The sequence below is a fragment of the Leptospira weilii genome, assembly GCF_006874765.1.
In the GTDB taxonomy this organism is placed as follows: Bacteria; Spirochaetota; Leptospiria; order Leptospirales; family Leptospiraceae; genus Leptospira; species Leptospira weilii.
Genome location: NZ_CP040840.1, coordinates 1,660,920 through 1,680,000, shown reverse-complemented (window position 1 = coordinate 1,680,000; position 19,081 = coordinate 1,660,920). Strand labels below are relative to the sequence as shown.

Genomic DNA, 19,081 nt, shown 5'->3' with positions numbered 1-19,081 from the left:
CTTTGCAAATTTGCGATCGTTCCCAATTCTTTTGGTAAAACCTTCAGTTCGTTATCGCTTAAATCCAACTCTTTTAAACTCCGGAGTTCTCCGATTTCTTTAGGAATATTCGCGAGTTTATTATAACCCAAATTTAAGGTTTGCAAATTCTGAAGTTGTCCGATCTCTTTAGGCAAAACCGTAAGACGGTTTTCAATTAAATTCAGTCGTTCTAAATTTCGAAGTTTCCCGACCTTCTCTGAAACCACCTGAATCCGGTTATTGCTCAAATCCAAATCTTTTAAATTTTGCAATTTCCCGATTTCTTCGGGAAAAACCGAAACTTTATTATATGAAACATTCAATATTTTTAAATTACTAAGTTCTCCGATTCCTTTCGGTAGAATAGTGAGACGATCTTTACTTAAATTTAAATATTGTAGATTCTGAAGTAGTTTTATTTCTGCCGGAAGAGTCGCTAATTGATTTTTACTCAAGCTCAGCCAACTTAAATTCTGCAGTTGTCCGATTTCGGGAGGAAGTGCTTCAAGTCGATTTCCATATAAATCTAGACTTTGTAATTTTTGCAATCGCTTGATCTCTTCCGGAATCGTCGAGAGTTCGTTGAATGCTAAATTAAGTTCTTGTAAATTTCCCAAATTCCCGACTTCCCAAGGAAGAACCGTAAGCTCTTGAGAACTTAAGACTAGAATTTGGGCATCTTTTGGATTTCGGAGAGCTTTTTTAAAATCTACGTAGATACCTTTATCCAGTCTCTCCGTTTGTTCTTTACAGAAAAAACAAAGAAAAAATAAAAGATGAATCGTCGCAATTTTTTGAATACTAACTAACTTTAAACGAAAGTTCATAAAGCTTCTCTGGATCTTTACTTTGGTTGTAAGATTGATTTTTGTAAAAACTGGAACGTTTGCCCCATTTGAACATTCCTTTTTGAATACCTGTCCGCGCTTGGAAAAACAATCGAGGAATTTTTTTCTTCGGTTTAAAATTTCGAAATCTTCCATTGTTTTCAATCGAACGATCTTTAACTTTAAAGGGAAATTATTTATCTCCAAAATCAACTTCGCAGTTTGGAAGAAGCTTTCGAATCCTTTCTTTTTCTTCGGATGAAAATTCATTTTGATATAATCTCAAAATTTTTAATTTTTTTAGGAATTCGATTTCACTCGGAAGAGTCGTTAGCCGGTTACCATTTAAATTCAACTCTTGTAAATTTTGAAGCTTTGCAATTTCTTTGGGAAGAATCGTAAGTTGGTTGTGAGACAAATCTAACCGTTGTAAATTCTGTAGTTGTAAAATTTCTTTAGGAAGAACTGTGAGTTTATTGTGAAACAAATCCAACCGTTGCAAATTTTGTAGTTGTCCGATTTCACTCGGAAGAGTCGTTAGCTGGTTACCATTTAAATTCAACGTTTGCAAATTTTGAAGTTTTGCAATTTCTTTGGGAAGAATCGTAAGTTGGTTCTGGGACAAATACAACGTTTGTAGATTCTGTAGTTGTCCGATTTCATTAGGAAGAACTGTGAGTTGATTAGCGAGTAAATACAACGTTTGTAGACTCTTCAATTGTCCGATTTCCTTTGGAAGAGTTGTAAGTTGGTTCTCACGTAAATCCAACTTTTGTAACTTCTGAAGTTGTCTCATTTCTTTAGGAAGAGCAGTGAGTTCGTTACTATCCAAATTCAACGTTTGCAAATTTTGTAGTTGTAAAATTTCTTTAGGAAGCGTTGCGAATTGATTAGCGCGTAAATCCAATGCTCTTAATTTCTGTAATTGCCCGATTTCTTCGGAAAGAATTGTAAGTTGATTGCAGCACAAACCCAACATTTGTAAATTTTGTAGTTGTAAAATTTCTTTAGGAAGAACTGTGAGTTTATTGTCAAACAAATCCAACGTTTGCAAATTCTGCAATTCCCCGATCTCTTTCGGAAGGGTTGAGAGTTTTTGGAAACTCAAATTCAAAACTCGAACCTTCAAAGGATTTTGGAGCGCTTTTGTTAAGTCAGTGTAAGTTCCTTGTTCAACTTCCTCTGCTTGTAGCTCGGCAAAAAAACATGCTAGAATGAAAAGGCAGATTGTTATTTTTTGTAAGTGAATCATTGTTAAACGAAATTTCATCGGGGATTTCTCCGTGGGATTTTATTTGGATCGAAAGATGAAATCGATTTTTGTAGAGACTGGGGTGCCTCTTCAATTTGGACATTCTTTTTTATATTTCCGTTTTCGCTTAAAAAAATCGAAAAAATTTTCTTCTGTTTAAATATGAAATGAACCGATTCCTGACATCTGGCCCTAAAACCGATCCATTCACTCGAACGTGAGGACTCTTTGCTTTGTGAAAAATTCGCGATGACATTTTTATCGAAATTTCGGGACAAACTCTTATCATAAAAATTGAATATTTCTAGTGAAAAAACAAATCGGCTCTTCGCAGGAATTCGAAATACAAAGCCAATATTTTTTATAAACCTACTCATCAATCCGAAGTCATACAATTTACATTCCGACTTTTTAGAGGAAGATCCCAACATTCTAATTTTCGAAATAAGTTCATCATAGTATTCTATTCATGCGTCCGAGTAGCAATCGGAAACAACCTCTAAGACTAGAACCCATCTCAAAAACCAACAAATGATAAGTACAATTTATTTTTAAAGCTGTACACAATCGTAAAATAAAAATCACTGAAAGAATGGATTTAAGCAACGATCAATGGAAAATATTGGAGCCTCTGATAATTGAGCCTAACGTTCGTGAAGATGGAAAAGGTCGTCCTCGTATGGATGCTCGTTCAATCTTAAATGGAATTCTTTGGATATTGCGCACAGGAGCTCAGTGGAAGGAATTGCCGGATCGTTATCCTCCATATCAAACATGCCATCGTCGCTTTCAAGAATGGAACCGAAATGGAACGATGCGGAATATGATTCGTAGTTTAGCCTCCGATTTGAAAGAACGCGGAGGAATAGATATAGAAGAATCCTTTATAGACGGCACATTTGTTCCTGCAAAAAAAGGGGTCCAAAAGTGGGGAAAACCAAACGTGGGAAGGGTACAAAGATCATGGCAATCGGAGACAGCCAAGGTCTTCCTATCGCCTTTTGCACGGAAAATGCTTCGCCCCATGAAGTCACGTTAGTGGAGCAAACATTAGAAAATCTTTTTATAGAAGAAAACGATGGAAAATCGAGCGTCTTTTTGCCTGGCTTCAAAACTTTAGAAGACTCGTAGTCCGTTATGAATATTACGATTTTAATTTCGATGGGTTTATTGCTCTCGGATGTGCTATGATCCTTCTTAGGCATTTTTGAGATGGGTTCTAGTAAATATTTTTTTCATGTGAACTCTAACAACTTTGCCTCAACCACATTTCCTTTTTCTAATGCGATTGTGTACGGAGTTTTTCCCTCGGAATTCCAAATTTTTTTATCGGCGCCTTTTTCCAAGAGTAACTGAATGATACCATCACTTCCGAAACGACTCGCGGCGATGTGCAAAGGAGTGATGCCTCCCGGATTTTGGAGAGCATTCGCATCCGCGCCTTTTTCCAAAAGAAGTTCTACGACGGCTTTTTTTCCAGTTGCCACGGCAGAATGCAGAGCTGTGTTTCCGTAGGACAATTTACTTTTGGAAGTGAGGCCAAGATTCGCTCCGGATGAGATTAAAAATTTTACAATTTCCAGATGACCAAAATAAGAAGCAAGATGTAAGGCGGACCAACCGTCGTGGGAAAAGGAATTGATCATATCCGAAGAACCAAAAACCAATCGTTTTGTTTCTTCCAGATCTCCGAGCGCCGCAGCTTCGAAAAGATTTCGGTCGGAGCTAATATCGTATATCTCCTTAGAAATATCTAATTTCCCATAATAAAGAGAAAATAAAACGGGAGTGATTCCCTCATCCGTTAAACTCTGAAAAAGGCTCGGATCTCTTTTTAATAAACCGATTACTTTCGTTTTTTGCCCGCCTGCTATCGCCTGAAAGATCTCTTGCATAGACCACCGTCACTTTTTTTGAAAGAGGATTAGAACCTGTTTTCGGAAAAAATTCAAGAGAATTCTTACATTTTAGCGATTCGATTTTAACGGTTTAGTAAATCAGAATCAATGTAAAGATTCGATCTTTAAAATCTAACTCCGAGAATGTTCAAACGCAAAGCGACGGAGAAAACTCTCTCTTGTTACTACTCGGGCGCATGAAAATGGTACCAAAAATGAACGGACGGTTTTTGCAAAGATATAGAAGCGCTCACAAAATTGAGCCAAATCCGGAATTGTTGTTTTTTGAAGAAGATCTAACATTCTAAATTTTGAAACAAACTTATTACAGCATTCTTTTCATTACGTTTCTTACGTTGGTTTTCTTGTTTTGTGGTAAATGCAAACTTTGCGTCTAACCCACTGTTTTCAAGCCCGGAAGGGGCGCCATCTTGTCTAAACTATTTTGTGAGAAAGGCTATAATAGGAACCAAGTTACTACTGATCCCTATAAAACAGAATGCCGTTCATTTGAGCGCAAATCCCGTGTTTGGGCGCGGAATTTTGGACACTCTATTACGTAGATATGAGTAAATGAATGATTATCCTATTTCAGTTCTATAATATCATAAGGTTGAAGGTCTACCGAAATCGGATTCGGAGTCAACAAGACATTCCCTCTCTCCGTATCAAACATTGTCACACCAGGTTGTTGAAATTGAGTATTTCCCACATATAAAATTTTATCCGATGCAAGAAGAATACTCGATAAACTCGCATCGTAACTGGAAGGAATCGTAAGAAGAGTGGAAATTTTTTCTCCCGTGCTTGGGTTGAATACCTGCAACGTTTTAGTGAATCCGGAATCCAAAACGGAAACATAACCAACCGTATCCGATTTCACCTGTACAGAAAGGATATCTCCGCCCGCGACCGACTCGGAATAAAGGAATCGAGAAACAAAGGAACGAGTCGATAAACGAAACGCGCTCACCCCTCCGTCGATTCGGCTCTGAAATCCCATTCTAGCGGGAGTGGCAACCACAAGATGAGGTTCTCCGAAAAGATCCACGAGTTGCGGCTTACTCACAGGATTGGAACTCGGAAACGTATACACTCCAATTACCGCATCCGTCGCAATACTGATCTCCAATAAAAGAGAGGTAGTGTTCGGAGGAAAATAACCGGAAGGATCGTTTCGATCCAGTCTCTGCACGCACACAAAAAGAGAATCTCCTACTATTTTCAAACCGTTCATCTCGGGAATTCCGTCGGGCATAGCCCCAAGTGAAACAGGTTCCGCATAACTTCCAAGATCGATCGAACCGGTAATCGTCATATATGTCGGATCCACGATCAACAAACGACTGGAACCGTACAGACTCACATAAGCTTTAGACGCACTTGCAAATTCCATATCCACAGGGTTGACTTTCAATCCGAGCGAAAGCTCCGAGACCGTGATAAATCCGTAGCTCGGTTCGAGAACTTGTATGCTATCCCGATTGAGTCGATTCAACACATACACTCTTCCGATCCCGAAGCGAGCAACCGCGTCGGAGTGAATCGGAGTCAAACCCGGATAACTGTAACGCAGAGAAGAATTGATTACTTTAAAACGACCGCCCCCTCCAAAATCCGTAGTTACGACTCCTATATTACCGGGAGAGTTTTGAATCAGAAGAAGACTCAAGAAAGACGGCCTTTCGATGTCCTTGCAAAATACATTCAAAAAAAAGAATACAATTAAAATATTAAGTCTTGAATTCATCTCAAAACCTCACACTCAGAGTCGCGTACCAACTTCTCCCCGGAAGCGGATAACCGATCAGGTCCGAAACTCTTCGATCCGTAAAATTCTTAACCTCGAAGGTTAAAAGGAACTCCTTTGCGGGAGCGGATTCTTTCGAATTTCCGAGAGAATCCTTTACCGGTTCTCCCGGTTCGCTGTACAAAACCCAAGTGAAGAAATAATTCCAAATCTGTCTCGCGGGAATGTAGTTTACGTATTCGTTTGTTCTATCTCGAAACACCGCGCCGATATACAACAATTCGATCCCGATTTCCGATCTTTTTCCTTTCCGGGAAAGAGTGCTCGCAAACTCGTGTCTCGACCTCAAAGGAAGAATTTTTCCGCGTAGGTACACGGAAGAGGAAGTGTTAATCGCATCCTGATAGGTATAATTAAACAAAAATTTAATCCCGTATTTCCAATCTATCCGATGGGAGAACTCGACCCCTCTGATCCGCGCGGAATCCACGTTCTCCGGCCTCAGGGTAAATTGAGAATTCGGAAGAAACAAAATCATATCTTTGATATCTTTGGAAAAGTAAGAGACACTTGTCTTCGTTTTCAAGTGAGAATGATTCGTTTTGAACACAAATCCGGCGTCCCCGTTGCCGCTTTTTTCGGGTCTCAGATTCGGATTTGCGATGATACTCCCCTGTTCTCCGAACATTTCCAAAAAGGAAGGAATTCTATATTGTTTGGAAACGTTCGCCTGAAATTGAATGTCCCAAGTTTCCTTTTCGAACAACTTCCATACAAAACCGAATTTAGGATTTGTGAATGTAGTTTTTTTCTGATCTCCCGCCAAGGGATCCTGTCTTCTATACCAAGGTTCTTCCGAAGGAAAACGATCCTTGTAGTGATCCCAAGTCACGGAAGGAATCAAAAGAACCTTCGCGTTCCAAAGGCGGACTTCGTCTTCCAAACGAAAGGAAGAATACATTCTTTCTTTTAAAGGCTCCGCTCTTCCGATAACATTGGAAGGAGTCAGCCTATTGCGATCAAAGGATTCCTTTTCCAAAGAAACAAACGCTCTTAGGATCTGGTAATAATCCGTAAGATACAAAGTGGGTATCAGTTGAACTCCCATCTGTCTGATTTCCGCTCTGGAATTCGGGGTTCCTTTGGAAAATTCGGAGCCGGGATCGAAAAGATCGTCCTTGGCCGCGGTATAAAAACTTCTCGTTTCCAATCGAAACGAATCGACGAACAATCCTTTCGTGTCCGTCGCAAACGAACCCATGTATCGATCGTATTTTCTATGAACCCGATTCGTTTGGTTGGAACCCGGTCCGGGAAGACCATGAATTCTATGATTGAAGTCGTTTAATAATTTCAGTTCCGTTTTGCCGATTTGATACTTGAGCGTACCGAAAAGCGCCGCTCTTTCGAACGCCGCGTTCCTTCTCCGATCAATCGTATCGTCTAATGTGTTTAAAACTACGGTCCCGTGATCGTTTTTAAAAGAAAAGTTCTGATCCGATTTTTCGCCGAGCGCCAAAAAACTCGCCCCGACTCCGTTGTACGTTCCGGTATGCGAAAGACTCGCCTTACCGGTATTAAACGAACCTCCTCCGATGTTGATTCTCGTTCTGGGTTTGTTCGTGTCCTTTCTCGTGACGAGATTGACGCCGCCACCGATCGCGGATCCGGAAAATCCGATCGGATTCCCCGATCGGTAGACTTCCACGCTTTCCAAACTATCAAAGGGCAAATCCGCGAGATTGACTTCTCCGCCTTGAGAATTATTCAGAGGAATTCCATCCAAATAGATCCTGGATTGATTGGGGTTCGTGCCTCGGATGGAAAGTGTGGAATAGGAACCCAAGCCCCCGAAGGATCTGACCCTGAGTCCGGCCTCTCTTTCCAAAACCTCGGGCAAGGACGTATAACGCGCGGAAGTTTCGTCGAGTTTGATCGCGGATTGAAATCCGCTCGGATTGGATCGAAAGTTTTGGGAACCAGAGTCGGAAACCTTTCCGATCACCCGGACGGTTTCTGCCTTTTGAACCGAATCCGTTTTTTGAGCGATCTTGGAGCTTGAATTATCCCGAGCGGCAATCCCAGAAACAAAAATAGAAAAAAACAGTATTATAGAATATTCTAAAAGTCGAATGTATTTTATCGATCCCATTTTTCGCCCGAACGCAAGAAGGGAGAGAAAAATCGGAGGAACCCATCGTACGAAAACCTATTTTTCAAACCCGACCTTAGCTCCCGAAAGTCCCATCAGTTTGTTTCACTTGTTAGGTCTTCTGGCTCTCGCCGACTTCGCGCCCTTCCCGCGTTTAAAGCAGTGGTATTTTTGCGAAACCTTGGTTGGCGATTACAGCTGCGGGTTCAGCTCCGGACTTAAACCGGATTCCCTTCCTTTTTACGAGGATGAACAAGTTTGTATTCCAGAGTTTCGAAGCGGGACTCAGCGAGCAAGAGAATTCTATGAAAAAGGAAGGAAAGATTCGACGAGAGGCACTGGGAGTCTCAGTTATTTTACGGATAAAACTCGCTCTTGTTCAATTCCAGATTTGGCACTTCGAAAAGGAGCTTACGAATCCTTTTTTAAATTCGGAGTCTGAAATAGAATGAAAAGGAGTGTGTTTACCGCAATACGTAATATTCAAAGATTACCGTTATTACGTTAGTGAAAACATCCTTAAGGGCGGATCCGTAATTCCCATTTTTTAAACCGCTTTGCCATACAATCCCTGATTTTACCAATCCTACTTTATTGCGCATTTTGGAAGAAGCTCCTGAATCTCTCTTTCCTCTTGAGACGAAAGTTTATTTCTATTCGAAAGATAACCTGTCAAATATAAAGTTCGCAAATTTTGAAGTTGTCTAATCTCCTTAGGCAGAGTTCTAAGTCGATTATTAAGTAAATGTAACGTTTTCAGATTTCTAAGTTGTCCAATCTCCTTAGGAAGAATTCTAAGTTCATTATTTTCCAAGTTCAAAATACCGACATTCATAGTATTTTGAAGGGCCTCCGTTAAGTTATCGTAGGTTTGCATTCTAATTTTTGTGAATTTATATACTCCTACTAGAAGGAGAAAAAAAGTAAACCTATGATTCCAAGCGTTACTTTTCGTAAACTGATACGGTATTTATTTGAATCCATAATTTCGCCCATTGATCCAGATTCGTTTTTTATAAAAACAATGTTTCATCGATCAGGCAACTTTCATTCATATTTTATTTTCGGACTACGTTTTGTACTATTTCATATCGGTTTATACTTTAAATTAACGTGAGTCGGCGTAGGAAATCCATGATTCATTTTTTTGAAAAAAGTCGGAATCTGAACTTTGTAAATCGATTCTTAAAATATGGAGCTATCGTAAATCACGATTTTACGAACAAATTCTGAAATTGTAGAAATCTCTACTTTTAGAAAATTATTTCTCATTTTCTTACGACCCTGCTCACGTTAGATTAATATGATTCTCGGACGTAAGACAATTTCGATTGTTTACTGACTCCAAGCTTTTTTGATATTCCGTAACATGTGTAGCCTCTCCGCAGCAGATCGATTCCCTTCCATCGCGTTACGTACCGTTTGCAGATATTTTTTGTCGCTGACGTTCGTATCCGCGAGCATTCCGATCTCGTCCCGGATCCTAAACGAGTCGTAAACTTCGGAGCTTTTCATTCTATTCTAATTTTATAATCCTATTTTGAATCTCGAAAAGACAACAAAGAACAGGGGCGGTTTTTACTTCTTATTTAAGAATTCCGCGGATAGTTCCTTTCGAATTTTCGTTTTAAAACGGGGAAACGATCGGTTATCGAGACTCGCACAAATCCTTCAGGGCCTTTAACGCCTTCGGCCACATATCTTCGAACATGGCTTTGTATTCCTCGACGATTTGCATCTCGACGATCAGCTCCGTTTTTCCGGCGTCTTGTTCTTTGAACGTGTAATTCTCGAAAGCGGGAGTCCACTTTTTCACCTCTTCGCTTTCCGTATCGACGACTCCGTTAACGATCATTCCGAGATGTTCGATCGAAATGAACTTATGCTCGATATTTTCTTTAATTCGACTGTACATACCTTGTAAGTTACCGTTATCGTCCGCCCCCACAAAACGAATGATACTTCCCTTTTCCCAACTACCTTCAAAGTAAGAACCTGTGTGAAACGCTTCCGTCCAAATCCGATAGGTATTGTCCTCGAGCATTTTGTTCCATACGGTTTTCGCGTCCGCGTGAATCAAGGTTGAAAAACTGATCGTTTCCATTTGCAACTTTCCCTTTCTCTCATTTACTTTTTATAAGGAACACGCTTGTGAAAATCAAATCTATTTTTGTATTCCTTCGAACGAATTTATTTTAACGTAAGTTCGACGTAAGGAAAGAGTAAAAGTTGTACATTGTCTTTGGATCTCAAATTCAAAGAAGGTTTTTTTGGAAAAAAGAAAATGCGACTAAACCGCTTAATAGATTAACGGCCCACTCCTATGTCGAGTATGTTGAATCTGACAGATATTTTTGAGTTCATCATTTACGGATTCAATGATTGCCCTTTTTCTTAAAAGAATCTTGTCGATTAAGGACATTCATTTATTTTCATATTCTTTTTTATTTCTATCAAATAGAAATTTTTAAATTCTCTATAATGAGAAAGATGAAAATAAACCGCAATTGTTGCTACTTCACTCAGGCTTAACTGAAATTTTCGGTTTCTCTTTCGAACCACCGGACAAAAGTATTTTCACGTTCCAGTTTATTTTTTGTTGTGTACAATTAATCGTCTATCGCGCAAAATATCTCTGTCAGATCCATATTTAACCCTTTTCTTGCTAGAAATTTGGTTCAATATGTGATCTGGCTTTTCTGTACAAGATCTTTCCCTTTTTTTCCCTTACGACCCTGCTCACGTTAATTTAATTCGGAATACTATTTTTTTGAAGATACGGAGTCCCGTAATGGATTAATAATATGATTAGTAAAGATGATGTTGCAAAAGCGAATATTTGAACTGGTAAATAAAATAAGAAATATTGATAGTGATCTTCCGAATAAACTTCAGGCCAAATAAGAAAAATCGTCCAAATAGAAAGAAATATAAAAATTACAGAAATAGTTAAGAATAATTTTCTAAAAAATTTATGTAAATGGTTTTGCTTTAAAATCCATATAGCGCACTTCCAATGAAAAATGGAAAGTATAGACCAAATCACGTAATAGCATAGGAAAGAAAAATCAATAAATTCCGTAGAATAGCGTTCAAAAACTATATGAATAATCCCATACGATAGGACATATGCAATTAAGCTTGCCTGCCCTATTACGAGAATTACGAACCAGTTTACAATATCAAATGAATTCAGTTCATGACCAACGGCTCGCAAATAAGGTTCGTCTGACATTATTCCCCAAAAGCCTAAGAGTTAAGATTATTACAAAACTACCCCATTGTGATTTCCTTAATATATTTATAAATTTATTCATTTCCTTCTAAAAATTCAAGCCAACTCACGCCTAACTTCGGATATACGACTATTTCCAAAAGTATGTATTCCGCTTTTTCGGACTCAGCGAGCAAGAGAGTTCAATTTCTCATACTACGTATGAGAGCCATTCGCCACGCTCCGCAGCTCATTGGCTGAAACGCTCTCTACCATAACCAACCCCACAAATTAAGAAGGCTTTTGGGATAATAGGATCGAAAACTGATATTTTTGGTAGTGTTCCGACAAGAATGCGGCTTTTTACTTGCAAAAAGTATGATTTTCTGATAGAGAAAAATTTCCCGAGTCTTTCCGCCTCCACCCCCACCCAAAAATAAGGGTGGGAACTAAGTTTCACGGGGGATTTTGTCGTAATTCCGACAGATTTATCTTCGGATCCAAGTACTTATGGGGTTGGTTATGGCTCTCTATGGATCGCGTTTCATGGCAAAATCGATCCGTCGTCCGCTATCTTAGGCCCCTTACCTGGAAAATCTTCCTTGGTTAATTTTTTCATCAGATGAATCGTTTTCTTTTCGGGATCGAACTCCGGAATCGAAGCCGAGTCGAGTTGTAAGGGAATAACCTTACCTTTTACGAACTTGCCTTGAACATCCACTTCCACTTCAAGGACAAGAGAATAACCGACAATTCCTTTGGAAGAAAGAGCCCTATAACCCATAAAGTTACCGAGAGAATAAGCGATCAACCTTCCCTTATACAATTCCATCGCACGCACCAAATGAGGACCATGACCGATCACCAAATCCGCACCCGCATCGATCAGAGAATGACTAAACTCGACTAAGTTTCCTCTGTATTCTCCGTAAAAACGTTCCATCTGATTTTTAACGTGAAGAGCCGGACCACCTTCCGCTCCACCGTGAAATGAAATAAAAACGAGTTGGGCTTTTTTCTTCGCTTCCTTTACGAGAGCGACACCCGCTCCGATTTCGTTCACGTTGTTATGCGACTTCAGATGAGAAAAACCGATCCAAGCCACGGAAATACCTTTCACGTTCATATACGTAATCATTCCCTTTTTACCGGTATAACGAATTCCGGCATCAGAAAGATTTTTCTGAGTGTCTTCGAAACCCTGCTCGTGAAAATCCAAAGAATGATTATTAGCAATACTTAAAATATCAAATCCGACCTCCTTTAAAATCTTCGCGTAAGAAGGAGGCGTTCTGAACGCGAAGATCATTTTTCTGGAAGTATCCTTGGAAGTGTTCGGATAATTCGTCAGAGTACTTTCAAAATTCCCGAAAAGAACATCCGCACCCTTAAGATAACTCTCCACCTTTCCGAACAAAAACGATCTCGGATCCTGAATTTTCAAAGGTTGGGGAAAATTCGTACCCGGAACCATATCACCCACAGCTTTGATTTTAATTGTGGTATCAGTCTTGGAATCCGCAGAAAGTTTGAACGAAAAAAGAAAGGAAACGAACAGAATGGAAAAAATTACACTTTGTTTCATGTCCTTTCATGAGTTTCAAGAGAAAGCTACTCGTAAAGTAGAATTTCTATCAAAGGAATCCCGATTCGGTCCGATAGACTAGTAGAATGGAAAAAATCCCCTGCAATACCTGCGGCTCTTCCAAATTTAAACCCCTCTTTGCCAAATCCAATCATAAGAACGAACTTTTTCATATCGTACAATGTAAATATTGCGCTCTCGTACAGGTAAATCCTCAACCTTCTCCGAAAGAAGTGGCCTCCTATTATTCGGAAGAATATTTTTTAAAACGAAGCGACCGAGGTTATGACAATTATTTTTCGAATTCGATCAGAAACGACATCTCTAGAGTATTCGAACTCAACTTGAAAGATCTGGATTTTCAGACCTGGGAAAATACCTTGCGAACTGAAAAGCGTTGTCTTGATGTCGGTTGCGCGGCCGGTTATTTTGTAGACTACATGCAAAGGAGAGGATGGGATTCCCATGGAATGGACATCGCCGAAACCCCCGTCAAATTTGCCCGCGAAAAATTAAAGCTCAAAGTGGAACAAATCGACTTTTTGGAATGGAAGCCTTCCGAAACGGAAAAGTTCGATCTAATCACTCTCTGGGCTTCTATCGAACATCTTCACAAACCCAAAGAAACATTAGAGAAAATTTATACGCACCTCAAACCCGAAGGAAGAATCATCCTCTCCACCTGTAGATGGGGAACTCTCGCAAAACTGCAAGGCCCTTCCTGGAGATACTTGAACGTTCCTGAACATCTTTATTACTATTCACTGCCTGGAATCGTAAAACTCTGCGATTCTCTCGGGTTTCAAAAGAAAAAACACGTCACATACGGAAGCGGACTTACAACAAAAAAAGAAGCTTCCTTATTTTATAAAACCCTAAAACACATCGCCGATCCCACGGTAAAGCTCCTGGACCAAGGCGATATGATGGCCCTATGTTTCGGAAAATAAGAAACTCCAAAATAGAAGTGGGATAAAAAAGAACTTTTTTTCGCACAAAATCTCGTCAAATTATTTCAGAAAAACCTAAAATACGACCCATAACGTCCGATTCACAAACAAAACCCTCATTCAAATCAGGGGAAAGTATACTGTGACGACTTTATTTTCAAGGCGGAGATTTTAAGTTTTTCTTGCCATTTTAGAGATGGCAGTCGCAATTTTTAGTTCTGATGGTATTAGAAGAATCGTTAAGTTCAAATAGATTGATTCCAATCGAATAAGCGATTCCCAATACTAAACCGTGCTTGAGGTGCTTCCTTTGAAAAATACAATTGAAAAGAATATCGCCTACGGATTGACCGGGATTGTCGTATTGAACTTCATTATGATCGGATCCGCATATTACACATTGAAACAATCCTTGGAACTCAAAAGATGGGAAGTGCATACCCGAGAAGTGCTTTTGAGCATAGAAGAAACTTTTTCCGCTTTTAACGAAACCCATGCCGTCTTAAGAGCTTATATTTTATATCTGGACCAAGAACAACTAAACGCTTATTTCAAAAACAAAAGCCTGGTTTTGGAACGAACTGGAAAACTTCGAAAAAGCATGATCGATCACCCTGGCCAACAACAAAGGCTTTCTCTCATAGAAACCTACTTGAGCGAAAAGTTTTCCTACATGGACAAATTGATTTCGATGAGAAAACACGCATCCATGCAAAATTATTTGGCACTATTTCGCTCCGCACAGGGAAAAGACCTATCGGAAAAAATCAAATCCCTCATTCAGGATATAAAAGCGGAGGAATTTCGACTCCTAGACATACGAACAAACAATTCGAAAATGCATCTGGCGATATCGGTCACTCTGCTTTTCTCCGGAATCACATTGAATCTTCTTTTCATTTTCCTTCAAAACTGGTCTATCTATAAGGAAAGTCAACGTCGTCAAAAAGCGGAAAGCGTATTGGAAGTATCCAATCAGAATCTCAAAACTTATTCGGAGCGATTGGAAAGATCCAATAAGGACTTAGAAGCATTTTCCTATTCCGTTTCGCACGACCTTCGCTCTCCGATTCGAGGAATATTAGGATTTTCTAAAATTTTACTCGAAGATTACGGAACGGAACTCGGGGAGGAAAGCCGTAGAATCGTCAACATCATCATTCAAAGCTCCGAGAACATGGGAGAACTCATAGACGATCTTCTGGAATATTCAAGATTGGGAAGAAAAGAACCCATATTCTCCATTGTGAATATGCGGGTTATGGTAGAAAAGATTCTGGAAGAAATGGCGAACTATTATCCGAGTATAAAAATGGAAACTATTGTGGGCGATCTTCCCCCTACAAAAGGAGACTCCGGTCTCCTTAAACAACTTTTATTCAATTTGATTTCCAATTCCTTCAAATATTCCAAAAAGAAAGAAAATCCGAAAATCGAAATCGGATCGTATCAAAACAACGGAGAGACCGTATTTTTTGTAAAAGACAACGGCGCGGGATTCGATATGAAATACCAACATAAACTATTCAATATTTTTCAGAGGCTACATCACGCAGACCAGTTCGAAGGAACCGGAGTCGGACTTGCCATCGTAAAAAGAGTGATCGAAAGACATAACGGTAAGGTTTGGGGAAATAGCAAATTGAACGAAGGCGCTTGTTTTTATTTTACCCTAGGAGTTGACGACAATCATGTATGATCCTCAGGACCAACCAATCTCGATCCTATACGCGGAAGACAATCCGCAAGACTCCGAACTTACTCTCAGAAGCTTAAAAAGACACAATCTCGCGAATCAGGTGAAACTCGTCAGAGACGGCGAAGAAGCCCTGGAATATTTATATGCGACCGGACGTTACGAAAATCGGGACAAAACACAATTACCTTCCCTAATTCTTTTAGATTTGAAGATGCCCAAAGTGGACGGAATCGAAGTGCTTCGAAGGGTAAGAAGCGAGGAATTTACGAAATTGCTTCCCGTGGTTATCCTAACTTCTTCCGCCGAAGAAAAGGACATCGTGGAGAGTTATAGACTCGGAGTGAACAGTTACGTCGTAAAACCTCTCGATTTCGACAAGTTTAGCGAAGTAGCCAGTGAGATAGGATTCTATTGGATTTTAGTGAATCAATTTATAGGTAGATGATTTTTCAGTCGGATTGTTTGTCGCAAAGCAGTTAAAAATAAAAACCAATCCGTAACAATCGAATGGAAAGACAGTCAAGATATAAATCATCTAAACTCTTTTTGCTTGTCATTCGTCAGAAGGACCTATCTATTGATCGGAATTAGGTCCTCAAGCGATGAAATTCCATTTTTGGTTCTTTCTACTTCTCGTTCTACAATGTGCCACTTATTCAACATCGAGTTATTCTCAATTTGAACAGGAAAAACTCGTAAACCTAAATAGCGTCTCTTCGAATCAACTCAGTCTTTTGACCGCCCGGTATTTGAAAAGCAACGACCTCTACGACAAGTTCGAAAAATATCCCCTAGTGGTAATTTACGATCTGGACAATGACTTGATCACAAATAAGTCTAGAAATCTTGCCTACTATCTTTCCGAACTCTGTTATCTCACGGGAAACTCTTTGGATATGGAAGATTCCCAATTCGCAAAGATGTATGCTTCCGCATTAGTTTATGCGTATACGTACTTGTTCGATAAAAAGGCTTCTCCGGCGCCAGACCCGTTCTCCGCGGAATTTAGATTTGCTTTGTTCACTTACAATCGTTCTCTAGCGCAACTGGTGCGTTACGCCAAAAAAAATCGGAAGTTGGCCGCAGTTACCGACTTAAATCTTCCTCTGATTCGAGGAACCTTACAGATGTCGAGCGCGGAAGTGGAAACAGCTTGGAGTCCTCAAAATTTTCTGCAAATCGAAGTTACTTACGACTATCGTGTCAAAGGTTTTTCCAATCATATCAGCAAGTACGGAATCGGAACTCCGGTAATTCTCAACCGTAATTTTCCGGAAAAAGAATCCCGGGAAAGAATCAAATACGAATTCATCAACGGAGTCGGACAGGCTTATCCCGCAACCGCATTCGTAAGCTTGGAGGAATCGTATTTAGGAAACAGAGACCTTACGAGCTTACGCGCTAAAATTCATGTCTATGATCCCGTTTTCCGAGATCAAATCACGTTAGACGGAATAAACCTACCCATGGAAAGCGATACGACCACTCCCCTCGCTTATATGTTAACGATTGCGCAACAAAAAGACAATTTACTGGCAATCTTTGACGGAGAAACCGGTATGTCCAGAAAGGGACTCTATCTCGTTTATCCCTATCATAAGGATAAAATTCCGGTTGTGTTTCTTCACGGTTTGGCGTCCTCGCCTTTCATTTGGTTTCCGATGATAAACGAACTCCTTTCCGATCCGGAAATTAAGGCGAAATACCAATTCTGGGTATATTGGTATCCCACGGTAAATCCGATCCTTTTTTCCGCAGCGGACTTTAGAGATACTTTATACGATCTTAGAAAGACTTACGACCCGAACAACGAACACAAAAGTTTCGATCAAACCGTTTTAGTCGGCCACAGTATGGGCGGATTGATTGTAAAATTAGCCGTGACACACAGTAACAAAGAACAATGGATGGACGCGGCCAAGGTTCCCTATTCCGTGTTCGACACGATAAACGAAGAAACCAAAAAAGAAATCAGCAGACTGATGGATTTCGATCCGGTACCTTTCGTAAAAAGAGCGATCTTCATAGCCACTCCGCACAAAGGATCGAATTTAGCGGAAGGAATTTTAAGTTCGATCGCAAGATTCCTTTTTATCATTCCCAAAGAAGTAGTCAAAAAATTCGAAGAAGGTTACAAATTTCTAAATCCTAACTACAAAAAAGGAGATATAGTTCCAAAAGTGTACGGAGTCGACGGACTTGCACCCAAAAGCCTTTTTATGAAAGTGACGAAAGACTACAAACCGCAAGTAAAGTTCCATTCCATTATCGGAAATTCTAAACTCGCCGATCTGAATTGGATCAGCGATACGGTCGTTCCGTATGAAAGTTCTCATCTGGAAAACTCGGAATCGGAAACGCTGATTCAGTCAGAACATTCGGTGCAAAATTATCCTCCTACTTTTTTAGAAGTAAAAAGAATTTTAAAAGAGCACACCCCATAAAACGATGTTTTAGCTCGTAAAATTGACACTCCGTTTTCGAAGTATGTTTCAAAATACGATTGTTTCAAAAACTTAGCGGCGTTACAACCGCACTTTTTCAGCCGTTAAAAAACGATTTGTTCGAACTCATAGCGCAATGACAAAGTATATTTCCAGGCAGATGTATGCGAACAAAGACTTACTATTCGAACGCATGAAAATGATACTCGAAAACAAGCGGCCGGTTTTGCAAAAGTAGAGAGGTTCTCAAAAATTAAGTTAAATCGGGAATTCCAGACTTTTTAGAGGAAGATTCTAATTTTCGAAATAAGTTTATCATAACGTGAGTTCGGCGTAAGAAAAATTGGGCGAATAAGAAACTAAAGCGCAACGACTCCCTAACTAAGGATCGCGCTGATTTCACAACAAGTTGTGAGCCACTCACGACGCGTTTGCTGAAACATAGAATCGCTTTCGCATTTGTTATATCGAACTCACGTTATCGTAGTATTGTCCGAATAACAACTTTCAAAAATCAATCAATTTTTAACACATTCACTTTTAAGAATATTATTTTTTCTTAATTCTTCAGCCTTGTCGATGCTTCTCTGTCGGTTTTCGAGCATCGCTTTTTCCACTCTCAGCCGAGCCTCTTCAAAACCCTTTTCGTCCAAATCTCTAGGGATATAAATCGGCTCTCCGTACGAAACCACAAAAGTAGTGAACGGTTTCGGAATTCTATGTTTGTCCCAAGCTCTTTCGGCAACCCATTGACGAGTACATTCATAATGAAACGGAACGATCGGAACTTGAGAAATCTGAGCGGAAGCGATCAAGCCGGGTTGTACGACTAACGCCGGCCCCCTAGGCCCATCGGGTGTAATCGCCGCAGGAAGATTTTTTTTAAGATGAGTAATCAATGCTTTGAGAGCTTTGGAACCCCCCTTAGAAGAACTACCTCGAACGCTGCAATTACCGAATCGATGAACAACCTGATTGATAAAGTCTCCGTCTTTGGATTCGGAAATGAGAACGGCCACTCCTAAGTTTCGGTTGAGATAAGGAGAATATAAAACATTCGTATGCCAAGCGGAAAGAATATAGGTTTTTTTTTCCCTACGAATTTTCTCGATACTTTCGTTTCCTATATTGATTCTTCGAGAAGTAAACCCGATCAGTTTCTGTAGATTGACTACGAGGAACGGAATGAGCCAAATTAAAAATTTTCTTTTAAGAGACCGCTTTTCGTTTTTATGAGTGATAGAACGTTCTTCCATGTAAGCACGAGATTTTTCTGAATTTGGAAATTC

The 19,081-nt window shown here is 39.8% G+C and carries 16 protein-coding genes, 1 pseudogene and 1 riboswitch (1 of these 18 running past the window's edge); of the genes and pseudogenes, 6 read left to right on the top strand and 11 right to left on the bottom strand.

Annotated features, from left to right (window positions below; translation table 11 throughout):
• Together FHG67_RS07935 and FHG67_RS07930 are read right to left on the bottom strand one after the other, a co-directional pair.
• Window positions 1-848, bottom strand: partial view of a leucine-rich repeat domain-containing protein gene (locus FHG67_RS07935; protein WP_004496689.1) — the 5' end (the start) only. The gene continues 883 nt to the left of window position 1, outside the view; the window shows 848 of its 1,731 coding nt (coding positions 1-848); its start codon is at window positions 846-848; its stop codon lies off the left edge, out of view.
• Between the two features lie 193 nt (window positions 849-1,041).
• On the bottom strand, window positions 1,042-2,118 hold the full coding sequence (locus FHG67_RS07930) for a leucine-rich repeat domain-containing protein (protein ID WP_142499728.1): 1,077 nt from the start codon (window positions 2,116-2,118) through the stop codon (window positions 1,042-1,044).
• A gap of 574 nt (window positions 2,119-2,692) precedes the next feature.
• Between FHG67_RS07930 and FHG67_RS07920 the strand changes: the two genes are divergently transcribed.
• Together FHG67_RS07920 and FHG67_RS07915 are read left to right on the top strand one after the other, a co-directional pair.
• Entirely contained in the window at window positions 2,693-3,139 is a 447-nt protein-coding gene (locus tag FHG67_RS07920; protein ID WP_004501194.1) for an IS5 family transposase, read from the top strand.
• A gap of 46 nt (window positions 3,140-3,185) precedes the next feature.
• The gene (locus FHG67_RS07915) at window positions 3,186-3,311 is read left to right on the top strand and encodes a hypothetical protein (protein ID WP_142499913.1); all 126 of its coding nucleotides are present in this window, start codon (window positions 3,186-3,188) and stop codon (window positions 3,309-3,311) included.
• Window positions 3,312-3,335: 24 nt separating this feature from the next.
• Here FHG67_RS07915 and FHG67_RS07910 read toward each other — a convergent pair whose 3' ends face one another.
• The 8 genes and pseudogenes from FHG67_RS07910 to FHG67_RS07870 all read right to left on the bottom strand — a co-directional run bounded on the left by FHG67_RS07910 (window position 3,336) and on the right by FHG67_RS07870 (window position 12,699).
• Window positions 3,336-3,995 (bottom strand): ankyrin repeat domain-containing protein, encoded by a 660-nt coding sequence (locus FHG67_RS07910; RefSeq protein WP_004496708.1) that lies wholly within the window; start codon window positions 3,993-3,995, stop codon window positions 3,336-3,338.
• Between the two features lie 589 nt (window positions 3,996-4,584).
• Window positions 4,585-5,748: a YncE family protein gene (locus tag FHG67_RS07905; protein ID WP_020782822.1), complete on the bottom strand. Its 1,164-nt coding sequence runs from the start codon at window positions 5,746-5,748 to the stop codon at window positions 4,585-4,587.
• Between the two features lies 1 nt (window position 5,749).
• Window positions 5,750-7,900, bottom strand: a complete 2,151-nt coding sequence (locus FHG67_RS07900; protein WP_004500322.1) for a TonB-dependent receptor plug domain-containing protein — start codon at window positions 7,898-7,900, stop codon at window positions 5,750-5,752.
• A gap of 94 nt (window positions 7,901-7,994) precedes the next feature.
• Window positions 7,995-8,172: riboswitch (cobalamin riboswitch) on the bottom strand.
• Window positions 8,173-8,486: 314 nt separating this feature from the next.
• Window positions 8,487-8,777 (bottom strand): hypothetical protein, encoded by a 291-nt coding sequence (locus FHG67_RS07895; protein ID WP_004500297.1) that lies wholly within the window; start codon window positions 8,775-8,777, stop codon window positions 8,487-8,489.
• A 458-nt stretch (window positions 8,778-9,235) separates the two neighbouring features.
• Window positions 9,236-9,415, bottom strand: coding sequence for a hypothetical protein (locus FHG67_RS07890; RefSeq protein WP_002630919.1), 180 nt, complete (start codon window positions 9,413-9,415; stop codon window positions 9,236-9,238).
• A gap of 133 nt (window positions 9,416-9,548) precedes the next feature.
• The gene (locus tag FHG67_RS07885) at window positions 9,549-10,004 is read right to left on the bottom strand and encodes a hypothetical protein (protein WP_002556221.1); all 456 of its coding nucleotides are present in this window, start codon (window positions 10,002-10,004) and stop codon (window positions 9,549-9,551) included.
• An 86-nt stretch (window positions 10,005-10,090) separates the two neighbouring features.
• Window positions 10,091-10,322, bottom strand: a pseudogene (locus FHG67_RS22325) (transposase); the annotation flags it as partial.
• Between the two features lie 1,336 nt (window positions 10,323-11,658).
• The gene (locus FHG67_RS07870; protein ID WP_002556228.1) at window positions 11,659-12,699 is read right to left on the bottom strand and encodes a CapA family protein; all 1,041 of its coding nucleotides are present in this window, start codon (window positions 12,697-12,699) and stop codon (window positions 11,659-11,661) included.
• Window positions 12,700-12,932: 233 nt separating this feature from the next.
• On the opposite strand from FHG67_RS07870, the gene FHG67_RS07865 reads away from it, so the two are divergent.
• The 4 genes from FHG67_RS07865 (at window position 12,933) to FHG67_RS07850 (ending at window position 17,792) form a co-directional block, all read left to right on the top strand.
• Window positions 12,933-13,649, top strand: coding sequence for a class I SAM-dependent methyltransferase (locus tag FHG67_RS07865; RefSeq protein WP_004500331.1), 717 nt, complete (start codon window positions 12,933-12,935; stop codon window positions 13,647-13,649).
• Between the two features lie 301 nt (window positions 13,650-13,950).
• Window positions 13,951-15,348, top strand: coding sequence for a sensor histidine kinase (locus FHG67_RS07860; protein ID WP_004501881.1), 1,398 nt, complete (start codon window positions 13,951-13,953; stop codon window positions 15,346-15,348).
• Window positions 15,341-15,793, top strand: a complete 453-nt coding sequence (locus FHG67_RS07855) for a response regulator (RefSeq protein ID WP_002556235.1) — start codon at window positions 15,341-15,343, stop codon at window positions 15,791-15,793. The genes FHG67_RS07860 and FHG67_RS07855 overlap by 8 nt, the downstream gene beginning before the upstream one ends.
• Before the next feature lie 157 nt (window positions 15,794-15,950).
• Window positions 15,951-17,792, top strand: coding sequence for an esterase/lipase family protein (locus FHG67_RS07850; RefSeq protein ID WP_004500325.1), 1,842 nt, complete (start codon window positions 15,951-15,953; stop codon window positions 17,790-17,792).
• 518 nt (window positions 17,793-18,310) lie between these two features.
• Here the strand turns inward: FHG67_RS07850 and FHG67_RS07845 are convergent.
• Window positions 18,311-19,048: a lysophospholipid acyltransferase family protein gene (locus FHG67_RS07845; RefSeq protein ID WP_004500268.1), complete on the bottom strand. Its 738-nt coding sequence runs from the start codon at window positions 19,046-19,048 to the stop codon at window positions 18,311-18,313.
• Window positions 19,049-19,081 lie beyond the last annotated feature (33 nt).